Here is a 12,564-nt window from a genome sequence, read left to right as displayed (position 1 = left end):
GTTAAGAATTAAGAGTTAAGAATTAAGAGTTAAAAGGCGGGAGCCGCTGGGGTCATGAAGACGTCTTTTGTACGGGCATTTTTTTATTCACTCATTCTCTCATTCACACATTCGATCATTGCCTGGGCGCATGTCGGGAGTCCGGGGGTTTTGGTGCAGAAACAGGCTGGGAAATACCAGGTTCTGGTGAGTGTGGTGCCGCCGGATGTCGTACCCGGAACGGCCAAGGTGACGGTTTTTGTCGAGAGTGGACGGGCAACGATGCTGGAAGCCCGGCCGATCTATTTCTTTGCCGGGGACGAAGGCGCTCCGATTCATGATGAACTTAAACCCCTGGGTGACAACCGTTTCGAGGGGGTGGTCTGGATGATGGAATCTGGTTCGTCGAGCATCGAACTGGTGATCAACGGCCCCGACGGCAAGGCAACGCTGGTGGCTCCGGTGGTGTCGGTCCCGACGGTGATGCGGCCCATGCCCGCCGGAACCGGTCTTGGGCTGGCTGCACTGGGTTTGTTGCTGGTTATTTTGCTCATCACCACCATCGGGGCCAGTCTGGCCGACGGAACCCTGAAACCGGGCCAGACCGAGCCGAAATCGTTTCGCCGGAAGCGACTGGTTGGTATGGGCGTGGCCGTGGTGCTGCTGGGGCTGGGCCTGACTGGCTGGCGGAGCTGGTGGAACGGCTGGGCCAACGAATACCGCACTGAACAGCTTTACGCTCCGCTGCCGATCACCACCACCGTCGATACAAAACCGGATCAGACTCCGGTGATGACCATTCGAATCGACACCGCGCAATTTGCGCAGGGCAATGGCAAACGCCGTCGGCTGGCTTTTCTGGTGCCCGATCACGGCAAGCTGATGCACGTTTTTCTGGCTCGCACCCCCGGTCTGGATGCCTTTGCGCACCTGCACCCTGACCGGGCAGACATTACCCGGTTTCAAACCGACCTGCCCGACCTTCCGGCGGGCCAGTACATGCTGTATGCCGATATTGTGTACCGAAACGGGTTCACTGAAACACTGACCGACACGGTTTCGATTCCCGCCCCCCGAACCAAACCCGTTGCGGTGAACAGCCCGGCCCCGGTGTCCGACGAAGATAATAGCTGGCTGGTGACCCAACCGATGGGCGTGAAAGCCAATGCCGTTGGTATTCCGCACCTCGACGACGATATGGTGCTCTGCGGGATTCCGGGGGCCAGTTCAACGCTGAGCGACGGTTCGACGATGCTCTGGACGGATAAGCCCGCGTCGGTCCTCGAAACCGGAAAACCGTACCTGCTAAAATTTGCCGTGGCCGATGCGCAGGGCAAACCCGCTCCACTCGAACCGTACCTCGGCATGGGTGGACACGCGGCCATTGTCCGCTCCGACGGCACCGTGTTTATTCACCTTCATCCGGTGGGTACTTACTCGATGGCGGCCGAAAGTTTTCTGGTCGACCGGATTGCCGACACCACCCGCAGTTTTCAGTACCCCGACCCCGTCGTGTTCCGCGACAGCATCGACCGCTACGTGGCCGCGTTGAAAACCCTGCCTGAAGCCGAGAAAAACCGGCGGCTGATAGCCGGGATGCCTGCCATGTCGCACACCATGAAGGTCAACAACATGGTCGAGTTTCCGTATGCGTTTCCGCGCCCCGGGCACTACCGGATCTGGGTGCAGGTCAAACGCAATGGCCGGGTGCTGACGGGCGTTTTTGATACGCAGGTGAAGGAAAATTTGATGTAAAAGAAAGAAGCGAAAGGAGGGCCGGAAGCCGGAAGATGAAAAAGACGCTTTGATCGGTTTTTCACTTCTGCCTTCCGGCTTTCCTCTTTTTTTCGGCCTTCCCGCTTATCTTTACAAAAATCAACTTTGCATTATGAGAATTGCGTTCGCAGCAGGTCTTTGTTTTTTGACGTTAACCGGTATTGCCCAAACTAAAAAACCAGCACCCAAAGCGGCCCCCAGTCCGGGCCAGCAAATCTATGAACAGTATTGCCTGACCTGCCACCAGGCCGATGGCACGGGCGTTCCAAACCTGAATCCACCCCTGAAGCAGAGTGAATGGGTAACCGGCGACAAAACCCGGCTGATTAATGTGATTCTAAAGGGGTTACAAGAGCCCATCGAGATCAATGGCGAAACGTACGACAATGTGATGCCCGCCCATGATTTTCTGTCCGACAAAGAGATTTCGGACGTGCTGACGTTTATCCGGAGCAATTTTGGAAATAAGGCTGAAGGTGTTTCGCCGGAGGAGGTGAAGAAAGTGAGAGGGGGAAAATAAACTTGAACCGCTCGGGCGGCCCCGTGGGATTACACGGATTAAATGATTAACTAGGAAGAGAAATTACAATCCTCGCTTTTGATGAAGTACTCCTGGTCCATGAAAACGCTTCTATTTTCTCTGCTGCTCGCTGTCGGCCTGGCCGCTTCGGGCTTGGCGCAGCCCAAGTCGCCGGTTGGCCTCCAGTTGTATAGTTTTCGCGAACAGTTTTCGAAGGATGTCGAGGGAACGCTGGCGAAAGTCAAGGCGATGGGCTTTCGGGAAGTTGAACTGGCCGGAACGTATGGTTTGGCCCCGGCCGAGTTCAAAAAACGGCTCGACAAATACGGCCTGAAACCCATCGGCACCGGTGCTTCCTACGAAGATTTGGCCGCCAACGTGCCGAAAGTGCTGGAAGAGGCCAAAGCCCTCGGCGTCAAATACGTCATGTGTGCCTGGATTCCGCACAACGGCGACCGGTTTACCATCGAGGACGCCAAACGGGCTACCGACGTGTTCAACACTGCCGGGAAGCTGCTCCGCGACCACGGCATTTCATTTTGTTACCACATTCACGGGTACGAATTCCAGCCCTACCAGAACGGCACCTTCTTCGACTACCTGGTGGAGTTTCTGGAGCCGCAGTACTGCAACTTTGAAATGGATGTGTTCTGGGTCAAACACCCCGGTCAGGACCCGGTGGCGCTGCTGAAAAAATATCCGAAACGCTTTCCGCTGATGCACCTGAAAGACCGCAAACCCGGCACGCCCGGCAACGACACCGGCCACGTCGACGTGGAGTCAAACGTGGCCATTGGCAAAGGCGATCTGGGCATTGCCGAGATCATGAAACAGGCCAAAAAATCGGGTGTCAAACATTACTTCATCGAAGACGAATCCTCGCGCTCGATGGAGCAAATGCCCGAAAGCGTCGCTTACTTACAAAGTCTTAAGTAAGGTTATCTGACCGGAAAACCGGTTTTCGGAACGGCGTTCAGGCCGGAACATTCTCTTGTTCCCGGCTTGAACGCCATTTTGTTGCGGGGTCGTAGGCGACGAAAAAGGTGAGCCAGGCCCGGCGGGCCAGCCGGAAAAAATAGGGCGTCAAGGCAATCAGCGTGGGCGTCAGACCAATCAGGTACGTGTTCAGGTCAATCTTCAGCCAGCTTACGAACACCAGAAATGTGATGAGCGTGTACGCGGTGTAAAAGGCGTAGCTCAGGTACATCGATCCCCAGTAAAAACCGGGTTCGGGTACAAAGTCCTGCCCGCAGTGCGAGCAGTTTTTGTGCATTTCGTCGAACCGGCGGTTGTAGGCGCTGGAGGTGACGAAAAAGTCGCCCTGGTGACAACGCGGGCATTTGTTGAAGACGACGCTATAGAGACGATTATCGGTGAACATGGCCTTTGGGGTTTAAAGTACCCACGGACTTTAGTCCGTGTTTTTGTGCTGGCTTTTCGATTGAGTTGACTAAAACACGGACTAAAGTCCGTGGGTACGTTAAGAACACTGCAAAGCTAGGGGAGCGCAGACGGTTTTAAAAAGACAAACCCGGAACGGTATGGTACAAATCAACGATCAGCCGAAATTGAGCGGAGCCAACTCTTAATTCTTAACTCATCATTCTGAATTCAGCAGGCGTTTGCCGGGTATGTTTCCGGAAAAACCGGACAAAATACGAAGGGTCTTCGAAGCCGAGCTGAAACCCTATTTCCTTCACCGACTTTGCCGTGTGTGTCAAAAGTCGCTGCGCTTCAATGATTTGCCGTTCGTGCAAAAGCTGGCTGGCGGTTTTGCCCAGGACTTTCTTGCAAATCGCATTGAGGTAATTGGGTGTCAGGCTCATTTGTTTGGCGTACTGACTCACCTCCCGGACCGTCAGAAATTGGTGTTCCAGCAATTCTTCGTATTGCCGAAGTCGGCCATACAGGTTGGGGTCGGTCGTCATCCGCTGTTCCGTATAAAGTCGGCTGGCTGTTTCCAGAATCAGGTGCAGGTAGGACAAAAACACCTCCGGGTGGTTAGGCTGGCGGCCATCGTATTCCTGCCAGGCGTACCGAAATAAATCCCGGAACAAATCCGGACTGCCCTCGACATCCAACAGCGGCTGATGCTGGTGGGAGTGAAAAAACGGGTACTGAAACAGCCGGTGGCTAAACCGGCTCCGGAAGAAGTTGGCTTCAAAAAACAGGTTGAAGCCTTCGGCATCGTCGGACAGTTTCCAGCTATGGACCTGCCCGGGGGTCAGAAAATAGAGTTGATTTGGAGCAATCGAATAGGTTTTGAAATCAATCGTGTGCGTGCCGCTTCCCTGGATCAACCACATCACGAGGTAAAACGTGTGCGAATGCGGTTTGTCGATGCCTTTGAATTCCTGCACCAGTTTCTCCAGCCGGGTCATGTAGAAAAGCGCGTTGGGCTCATGGCGCGGAAACGACTGAAGTTTGTAAACCGGAACGGAAGAGGACATGAGGTAAATTATGAGTTATGAATTATGAGTTATGAATTAGTATCTGTTATAGGGAGTGACGACGGAAGAATGCGTCAGCTCATCCATAACTCATAATTCATAACTCATAATTCTTTTTTACTGCCCCGGATTGGCGACTCGCTTCACGCGCAAAAACCGGTTGAGTTCGTAGGCGTCGAAGTTCGGGGCGTTGGGATCAACGCTGGTGATGCGGATTTGACCGGATGCGTGGATAAACTCGTTGTTACCAATCCACATGCCGACGTGAACAACGCGCTCCGGTTTGTCGGCCGTGGCCGGTTCACCGAAGAACAGCAAGTCGCCGGGCCGCAGCCGGGCAAAGTTTTTCCCCGCCGTGTCGATCAGGTCGCCGACGTGTACCTGCTGCGACGCATCGCGGGGGAGTTGCTGGCCGTTGAGCAGGTACACGGTTTTCGTGAATCCGCTGCAATCCATGCCTTTGACCGACGTGCCACCCCACAGATACGGAATCCCCATCAGGCTTTTGGCCGTGCTGACCAGGGCTTCCTCGGTGGGTCGGGCGGCAGCCTGCCAGTCGGCCAGCCGCTGAGCTTCGTATTTAGGTATGTAGCCCGTCCGTCCGTCGGGGTAGCGGACCTGAAAATACCGTCGTTGTTCGCTAACCAGGACGAGTTGATTGCCCGCAACAATGTCAGAAACAGTTTGTGCTCGTTTATTCGGCTCGCTGTACACGAATCCGAAGGGCCGGGTATAGATGATTTTTTCGGCAGAATTCCATTGCTCGAAATCCGCCTTTGTCATCAGTTGTAATGCCCCGGAATCCGTCCAGGCAATGTACTGATCGGGGGTTTGCACCTGGTACCAGCCCCGGTCTTTGTCCCAGACATTGAGCGGCATACCCAACAGCGCCTGGGTTGACAATTCGGCGGAGTTGCGGGCGTTGGAGCGGAGGTTGGCCACCGACACATTGACAATCGCGAACGTTTTTTCGCCCAGAACCGGGGCGGGCAATAGCTGAATCTGATCCACAAAGGGCCGGTCGGCGGCTTTTAGCTGGTTCAGCAACGCCTGTTTCGCTTCGGGCAGGTTCGTAAAACCGGTCAGCGTTCCCGAAGAATCAGCTACAATGTTGAAAATGGCCACCCGTTTGTCAGGAGCGTACTGTTTCTGAACCGCTTCAACCAGTTGCTGAAGCGACTGTGCGAAACCGCTCACCGAACTCAGGATAATCAGGCTAAACCCGACAAAAAAACGTTTCATGATACCAGTCAGGAAGCAATCGAAAAAACAAAAATACAAAAAGCCAGAAACGAATCCGTGCCTGGCTTTGGGGAAGTTGATGAAGGGGTTATTTCTTTGCATTGAAGGCGAGTTTCAGTTCGTCGCCGGTGTCGGGGTCTTTGCCGCTGATGTTGAAAATGATAAAGCCGCCATCGGCATCGCCAATCCGGTCGCCACCGGCATACAATCCGTAGTTGGAACCTGACGGCTTCACTTCAATAGCAAGATCTTCCAGCAGATCAACGGTTCCTTCGCCTTCGATGAAAAGCGACAGGTCGAGGGTGGCTTTGCCGTCGGTTTTTTTCGTCACCTTCACGGTTCCGGAGGCCACGGTTTTTCCGCCTTCCACCAGCGGCAAGGTCGGTAATTCGACTTCATTGCCGCCCTGAATAAAGTGGAAGGAACTCAGTTTGTAGGTGCCAGCTACTTTATCCGCTGGCTCGGCCGGTTGGTCAGGTTTCGGATCGCCATCTTTCTTGCAGGCAACCACCGAGACAAGGACAAAGAGGAAGACGAGTAGTTTTTTCATCAGTAGAGTTGTTTTGTTCGCTGCAAACGTAATGTTGAACAAACCGGATCTCAATCGATGGTTACCTGAATCGTCATTTTGCCCGCTTGAACCGTTAGCAATGGTTCCTGAATCCGGTTTAAAGCAAAACCGACAAGTTGAATCAGCGACCCAGCAGGGCTTTCAACTGACCAAAATCCAGTGACTGCCGGATTTCCTGCATGGCCCGGCCTAAAACCAGGTTTTTCTCATCGCCTTTCAGCACCACGGTGAAGAATTGCGGAGACGAGCGCGGCAGTTTGCGGTTGAAATACGCCGGATTTGGTTTAATCGGCACGTTGGCAAACGGATCGTCGGGCGTCGTAAACAGGTGCGACAAAAAATCCTGCGGGTCCTGCTTGACAATGGCCGGTTTCGCCAGCTCGGCGGACGGTTCTTTAAGGTACGATTCGACTTTCGCCAGAGCCGCATCGAATCCCTGGGTCGCTTTTTGCAGACGCTGGTCCAGTTCCGCTTTGGGAGCTGTCCGGTAATTGCTTTTGATGGTTTCTATTTCAGTCTGCCGACCCGCCGTCAGTTTGGCTTTTTTCTTCTCCAGAAACTCTTTCCGACTGACGTACTGAAACGGAAGCCGACCGTCGTAGGTAATCAGCCAGGTGTGCTGTACGCCCCGGTTTCCAAATCCCAGGCTGGTTTCTTCCACCCAGTGCAGCACACTGTCCTGCTCAACCGGCAGCTTACGCATGGCGTGAAAACCCAGATCCCAGGGCGAACCATCTCGGAAAGTCTCAAAGATTTCGGGTCCAAACGTGATTTCGTTCGCCATGATGTACAGGCTGGTGTTGGTCTCGATGGCCCGAACCGCCCGGTTTTCCCGGCAGACATAAGGCATAGCCCGCAGCGCGTACCCGAAGGAGTTGGCGGGTCGATCGGCGCTCGTCATGTAAATCCCGTTGTAATCGGCATCGACGCCCATCGGTTTGTAGCGCTGCTGCATCCGGGTATGCAGCGCACCGACCAGCGTTTTTTCCCGGGCGAGGTCGGCGGCTGTGGTGCCCGAGGTCGAGCCCTGCATCCCGGGCGTCCATTTGCCGGGTATCGTGAGGATGGAGGAAAGGTCGCAGTTCTGGGCGCGGGCGGGGCCGGTCAGGACGACGAACAAGAGGCCAAAAGCCAGTACATTCATGGTGAGTCTGGTTAACGGGGAGAAGTGATTAAGGAGTGTCGTACGAAACCCGAAACCGGCTCAGATCCGGTACGTAAGGCCGCTTCCGTTTCACCTCATAATCAAAAATCACCCGGCCCAGATTCGCCATAAATGGAAAGCCGATTGTCTGGTAATCGTATTGGTTATCGTTAAAAATACCGTCTTCGTTGCAGTAAATTACGGCCGACAACAGGAACTCGACGCCTTTCTCGAAGTCGACAATGTAGGCGTTGTCGATCAGGTAGCCGTACGCATCACCGACTTTGTTGAAAATCCGGACCGAGGACGGAATCCGGCTTCTGGCGTCGCCGAAGACCAGAAACTTGCAGTAGCTATCGTAGTACGTTGAATCGTAGGTCGGAAATTTTGACTCGCGGGGTACTTGTGACAAATAGCGGTACAAAAACCGGTAGTCATCGGACGTCAGATCGAAGCGGTTTCGGGCAGGCACATCGTCGGGGAACAACACTGCCCGCAGCATGGCTTGCTGGTCGTCCAGTGAAAAGAAGTTTTTGTCCGTAAATTCGAACGGTTCGTTCATCCGCATTTGCCCCTTCAAGTATCCCGTGCCGCGAAAAATCGGCTTTTCGGGCCGGAACGATTTCTCGCAAACCTGAACGGGTTGCTGGTACAAAACCGTATCGTTCCGGACGAACCGAACGGCATTGGTCCGGCGGTTTTGGTCGGGCGTCAGCGGGATGGAGAGCCGGTGCACGATGCGGAGATTCCGGTACCCTTTTTCGCGCAACCGCTCATTTACATCGCACTGACCCAAAAACTCATACAGCTGGTTGAACGCATCGTTGTCGCTGACCATCAGGATCTTCCGGGCGTACTGCGCTACCGAAGGCAGGCCGTTCTCCGCCGTTGAATCGCGATAAGCGGCTGGCTGGTAGCCGGTTGAATCGGTCAGCATGGGCGTGTAAATCGACAAACCAGGCTGTTTTTTGCGAAGCTGGTTGATTTTTTCGAGCGACAGCAACACCGCCGGAAGTTTGACCGTACTGGCCGGATAGAAATAACGGTCTTTGTCGAGCCGGTATCGGTAGGTTTTGAACAACGGGCGGTTTTTTTCGTCGCGGTTGATCTGCGTATACAGAATCTGTACGTCGTATTTGGCCGGGTTTTTCAGCACGGGGCCGAATAATTCCGGGTTTTTCTTCAGCAGTTCGTCCAGAAATTTATCGGTTTGCTGCGCCCAGCCGCTGCCTGTGCCAACCAACGTCCAGCCGATCAGCAGGAGGCTGAACCGCAGGCGCCGGAGTCGTTCGTTGCTACGGAAGTGGTTTTGTGTTTCCATACAGGCAATCAGCCAGTCGTTCCATATCCTCCGGCTGGTGTAACGCGCTGATGACGATGCGCGTGTTGGGTTTGTCGGCCGGGGTCGGGTAGGCAAACGAATAAATCAGAATCCGGTTCGCCAGTAAATACGAATATAACGCATCCTGGGCAGTATAAAAGACCGGGTAGCCCGGAATGTGTTGAAAACCGCCCGAATGGCCGATCCTGCTTTCAAACCGGGCAATGTTGGTTTGTAACTGCGCAAACGCTGTCCGGTACAGCGGCAGCGCCTGGCCAAAGGCATGCAGGTAAGCCGGTGGAATGGGCGAACAGGCCCCAAAAAATGCCGTATGCCGGATGGCAGCCAGCGTGTCCGGGTCGGCCAGAATCACGCCCCCGGGCAGGCCCATCGCCTTCGCCAGTGAAGCCGTAATGATTAGCCGAACGTTGTCCCGACGCGGAACCAGCGAACCGATTCCGCTGCCCTCCGGACCAACCACACCCAAACCGTGTGAATCATCAATGAGCAGGGTAATCGGTTGATCATCAGGCAACTCGTTTACCCAATCGAACGAATACGCTACGGAACACAAGGCATCCAGCGAATTGAGCGCAATCACCACATGATCCGCAGCCGCAGCCGCAAGCAGTGCGGGGACTTGCCGGACCCAGTCGGTATACGAAATAGTCGGCAGGCGCGTGTTGGGGTTCTGCCAGATGGCGGGGTGAGCGCCGGGTCCGTAGATAAACCCGTAGCCCTGACCTTGCAGCCAGTTGACTACGGCTTGCCCGGCCAGCATGCCCGACGACAGCGTGAGAGCGGCTTCGGCCCGCGCGAATGCGGCCAGACGCGCTTCTGCTTCTTCGTAAATGCGCAGTTGCAGATTGCCGTTTCGCGACGATCCGAAAACCGTCCCGTATCGTGCCAGTCCGTCGGCCAGGTATTGCTGAAAAACCGGATTTTGGGCCATGCCGAGGTATGACGTGCCGCTAAAAAACAGGTATTCCTGGCCATCGAGCCGGATGGTTCGGCCGGGCAGGTGATCGATGGCATAATAAGTCGTCATGCTGCTGAAGGAACCGCTCCGGTTTCGGGTTTCAAAGCCGCTCCGGTGCCGTTTTCGGGGGCGTAGAGCACCCGGCCGAAGTCGAAGGTGACACCCGTTGCGGGATCGTTGGTAATGAGGAGCGTTCCGTCCATGTCGACGTAATCGAGCAGGGGCAACAACTGCCCGATGGCCGAAATCCCGACGCTGGTTTCGTTCATGCAGCCGACCATCACCTTCAGGCTCCGTTGCCGGGCGGTTTCGATCATCCGCCGGGCGGGGGTCAGTCCTCCGCATTTGGTCAGTTTGATGTTGATGCCGTGAAAATACCCGGCGCATCGTTCAACGTCGCTTTCCACAATGCAGCTTTCGTCGGCAATAACCGGCAGCACACTCTGTTCGAACACCCGTTTCATGCCGTCCCAATCGTCGGCTTTGAGCGGTTGTTCGATAAACTCCACACCGAGTTCTTTCAAAGCGCGCGCGTTCGCGAGGGTAGTTTCGGCGTTCCAGGCGCAGTTGGCATCCACGCGAAAAACCGCATCGGTGTGTCGCCGGAGTTCGCGGACAATGGCCAGGTCGTCGGCTGTGCCGAGTTTGATCTTGTACACGGGCCAGGGTAATTCCTGCATTTTCCGAACCATGTTTTCGACGGTATCGATGCCGATGGTGTAGTTGGTCAGCGGATTGCGGGTAGGGTCGAGGTTCCAGTATTGATACAGCGGTTTTCCGGCCCGCTTCGCCACCAGATCATGGGCGGCTTCGTCCAGCGCACACTGGGCAAACGGGTTGTCGATCAGGGCCGGGTGAGCCAACGCCCACAGTTCTTCGGCCGTAGTCCACGCGCCGGTTTCGATCAATTCCCGCAGGGCTTCCAGCGAAGCGGTCATGCGGTCAAGCGTAATGCCGTAGTATTTATTGGAAGTGGCTTCTCCAAAACCGCTCAGAGCGCCGTCCTGTAGTTCGACAATCAGCGTTGGCTGCACATCACGGGAGTCGTGAGCAATCGTAAACGTATGTTTAAGCCGGAGATCAAACCGGTGAAAACGCAGTGAAATAGGCATGGTGTAAATGTAGTCGCAAATCAGAAGATTTCGGATGTACGGTTTTCAGTATTCGGTGTTCGATATTCGATATTTGTTATTCATTATTAGCATTGTACGAAGGAAAAAACAATAGAATTTGAAATTTCAAATTTCAAATTTCAAATTTCAAATTTCAAATGTTGAAGTGGCTCGGCGCTTTTGAACCACTTTTACATTTAGCGTTTACCATTTTACATTTGAAATTCTATGTTTCAACCCTTCGGACAGTTTTAATAACGAATATCGAATTATGAACACTGAATATTGAACACCGAATACTGAAAACCGTAAACCGTTACTGCCGGTTGGAAATCATAATCGCGGTCATGTCCTCAGCGTTTTTAAGGTCTTCGGCGATTTTGCGGTTCCAGCGTTCCTGTTCGATTCGGTTGATGCCGTGCTGGGTTTCCTGGTCATATTGCTCCTGCCAGCGGTTCATGCTGCGGTAGGCCTCCAGGTATAGAAACTGGATGCGGCTGTTGTAGTCGTCGAGGTCCATTGCATCGTCGGACGCAATCCGTTGCTTGAACCGCTCGACGATCAGTTTGACAATGTCGAAATGCTTCTGTTCGTGCCGCAGGGCATACTCTTCCTTGTTGCCGGGTCGTACCCACGACAGACTTTTGATCATAAACGTCTTGAAGGTTAGCTCAACATGAAGATAACCGTTGACCCAGTTACTGTGTCCTTCGTAAGAAAACGTCGGAAAAATCGCGGCTGCGTTCCGGCTACCACCCCGGGGCTCGGCCTGAAAATCGTCCCAGGTCAGTGGCCGCATCGGGCTGTAAAAAACCGTATCGCCCGATGCCTGCTGAATCGTGTGATCGACAAAAATAAATTTCAGGCCCTTCACCAGCGCCGGGCTTTTGTCGCGATTGAGTTTCACCCAGTTGGAAAGGTACTGAGCGGCACTTTCGAGCGCTTTGCGGGCCACCAGTTCGAGCCGATCGGTCTGGCCAAACGAGCGCGTATAAATGGTTCGGGCCGTGTAGGTCGTCAACTGAATCGGTTTGCCATCGCGCATCACGTCGAAGGCCAGTTCCAGCCGACAGACGCCCTCGGCCTGGGTGTCGTTTTTCGCTTTTTCGGAGAAAACAAATTCCTGAATCCGGAACGTGATGGGCACCCGCGACGAATCCGGCCGAAAACCGGGCCGCAGCAGGTCCGCAAACACCTCGGCGATGGCGTCGTTGCTGCGCACGGGCAAACTACCGCGCGAACCGGCCAGAATCATGCCCAGTTGTGATTTTACGGCCCGTCGATCCTGTACGCCAACCAGCGAAAAAGTCGCCCCCCGCACTACAATGGGTTCTTTTCGAAACGCCACCCATACCGGTTCCTGTCCCGCCAGCGCAAGCTGCGGAAGGAGGAACAAGAGTATGAGGTGTTGCCGTTTCATTGTCGTACCCACGGACCGCCGGGCGGCCCCGTTCAGTCCGTGTTTTGGGA

General features: G+C 54.5%; 12 protein-coding genes. 3 read left to right on the top strand and 9 right to left on the bottom strand.

From position 1 onward, the window contains the following. Positions 1–54: 54 nt before the first annotated feature. The 3 genes from ACO2Q8_RS22585 to ACO2Q8_RS22575 all read left to right on the top strand — a co-directional run bounded on the left by ACO2Q8_RS22585 (position 55) and on the right by ACO2Q8_RS22575 (position 3,211). Positions 55–1,734 carry a hypothetical protein gene (locus ACO2Q8_RS22585; protein ID WP_423347136.1) on the top strand — a complete coding sequence of 560 codons (1,680 nt, stop codon included), beginning with the start codon at positions 55–57 and terminating at the stop codon, positions 1,732–1,734. Between the two features lie 133 nt (positions 1,735–1,867). After that, on the top strand, positions 1,868–2,275 hold the full coding sequence (locus ACO2Q8_RS22580; protein WP_423347135.1) for a c-type cytochrome: 408 nt from the start codon (positions 1,868–1,870) through the stop codon (positions 2,273–2,275). 99 nt (positions 2,276–2,374) lie between these two features. Then, positions 2,375–3,211: a sugar phosphate isomerase/epimerase family protein gene (locus ACO2Q8_RS22575; protein WP_423347134.1), complete on the top strand. Its 837-nt coding sequence runs from the start codon at positions 2,375–2,377 to the stop codon at positions 3,209–3,211. A gap of 37 nt (positions 3,212–3,248) precedes the next feature. Here the strand turns inward: ACO2Q8_RS22575 and ACO2Q8_RS22570 are convergent, their stop codons facing one another. From ACO2Q8_RS22570 to ACO2Q8_RS22530, 9 genes are all read right to left on the bottom strand, one after another. Then, positions 3,249–3,656 (bottom strand): DUF983 domain-containing protein, encoded by a 408-nt coding sequence (locus ACO2Q8_RS22570; RefSeq protein ID WP_423347133.1) that lies wholly within the window; start codon positions 3,654–3,656, stop codon positions 3,249–3,251. 211 nt (positions 3,657–3,867) lie between these two features. Next, positions 3,868–4,725 (bottom strand): helix-turn-helix domain-containing protein, encoded by an 858-nt coding sequence (locus tag ACO2Q8_RS22565; protein WP_423347132.1) that lies wholly within the window; start codon positions 4,723–4,725, stop codon positions 3,868–3,870. 117 nt (positions 4,726–4,842) lie between these two features. Next, the gene (locus ACO2Q8_RS22560; RefSeq protein WP_423347131.1) at positions 4,843–5,967 is read right to left on the bottom strand and encodes an NlpC/P60 family protein; all 1,125 of its coding nucleotides are present in this window, start codon (positions 5,965–5,967) and stop codon (positions 4,843–4,845) included. Positions 5,968–6,055: 88 nt separating this feature from the next. Next, complete coding sequence (locus tag ACO2Q8_RS22555) at positions 6,056–6,517, bottom strand: hypothetical protein (protein ID WP_423347130.1); 462 nt, start codon at positions 6,515–6,517, stop codon at positions 6,056–6,058. A gap of 142 nt (positions 6,518–6,659) precedes the next feature. Then, complete coding sequence (locus tag ACO2Q8_RS22550; protein WP_423347129.1) at positions 6,660–7,682, bottom strand: hypothetical protein; 1,023 nt, start codon at positions 7,680–7,682, stop codon at positions 6,660–6,662. Positions 7,683–7,710: 28 nt separating this feature from the next. After that, positions 7,711–9,003 carry a serine hydrolase gene (locus ACO2Q8_RS22545; RefSeq protein ID WP_423347128.1) on the bottom strand — a complete coding sequence of 431 codons (1,293 nt, stop codon included), beginning with the start codon at positions 9,001–9,003 and terminating at the stop codon, positions 7,711–7,713. Continuing rightward, on the bottom strand, positions 8,978–10,051 hold the full coding sequence (locus tag ACO2Q8_RS22540; RefSeq protein WP_423347127.1) for an aminotransferase class I/II-fold pyridoxal phosphate-dependent enzyme: 1,074 nt from the start codon (positions 10,049–10,051) through the stop codon (positions 8,978–8,980). Before ACO2Q8_RS22540 ends, ACO2Q8_RS22545 begins: the two co-directional genes overlap by 26 nt. Next, a complete protein-coding gene (locus tag ACO2Q8_RS22535) occupies positions 10,048–11,088 on the bottom strand; it encodes a dipeptide epimerase (RefSeq protein WP_423347316.1) in 1,041 nt (346 codons plus the stop codon). Before ACO2Q8_RS22535 ends, ACO2Q8_RS22540 begins: the two co-directional genes overlap by 4 nt. 322 nt (positions 11,089–11,410) lie before the next feature. Beyond that, positions 11,411–12,564: DUF922 domain-containing protein (locus ACO2Q8_RS22530; RefSeq protein WP_423347126.1), on the bottom strand; the 1,154-nt coding region annotated here is incomplete at its 5' end.

The organism is Larkinella sp. VNQ87, from assembly GCF_049445795.1.
In the GTDB taxonomy this organism is placed as follows: domain Bacteria; phylum Bacteroidota; class Bacteroidia; order Cytophagales; family Spirosomataceae; genus Larkinella.
The sequence above is the reverse complement of the archived record's forward strand: the minus strand, read 5'-3'. Positions and strand labels throughout refer to the sequence as shown.

Coding starts and splice junctions, on each gene's coding strand:
- ACO2Q8_RS22545 (WP_423347128.1), bottom strand. CDS start 9,003: ATGGAAACACAAAACCACTTCCGTAGCAACGAACGACTCCGGCGCCTG.
- ACO2Q8_RS22585 (WP_423347136.1), top strand. CDS start 55: ATGAAGACGTCTTTTGTACGGGCATTTTTTTATTCACTCATTCTCTCA.
- ACO2Q8_RS22555 (WP_423347130.1), bottom strand. CDS start 6,517: ATGAAAAAACTACTCGTCTTCCTCTTTGTCCTTGTCTCGGTGGTTGCC.
- ACO2Q8_RS22575 (WP_423347134.1), top strand. CDS start 2,375: ATGAAAACGCTTCTATTTTCTCTGCTGCTCGCTGTCGGCCTGGCCGCT.
- ACO2Q8_RS22565 (WP_423347132.1), bottom strand. CDS start 4,725: ATGTCCTCTTCCGTTCCGGTTTACAAACTTCAGTCGTTTCCGCGCCAT.
- ACO2Q8_RS22550 (WP_423347129.1), bottom strand. CDS start 7,682: ATGAATGTACTGGCTTTTGGCCTCTTGTTCGTCGTCCTGACCGGCCCC.
- ACO2Q8_RS22570 (WP_423347133.1), bottom strand. CDS start 3,656: ATGTTCACCGATAATCGTCTCTATAGCGTCGTCTTCAACAAATGCCCG.
- ACO2Q8_RS22560 (WP_423347131.1), bottom strand. CDS start 5,967: ATGAAACGTTTTTTTGTCGGGTTTAGCCTGATTATCCTGAGTTCGGTG.
- ACO2Q8_RS22540 (WP_423347127.1), bottom strand. CDS start 10,051: ATGACGACTTATTATGCCATCGATCACCTGCCCGGCCGAACCATCCGG.
- ACO2Q8_RS22580 (WP_423347135.1), top strand. CDS start 1,868: ATGAGAATTGCGTTCGCAGCAGGTCTTTGTTTTTTGACGTTAACCGGT.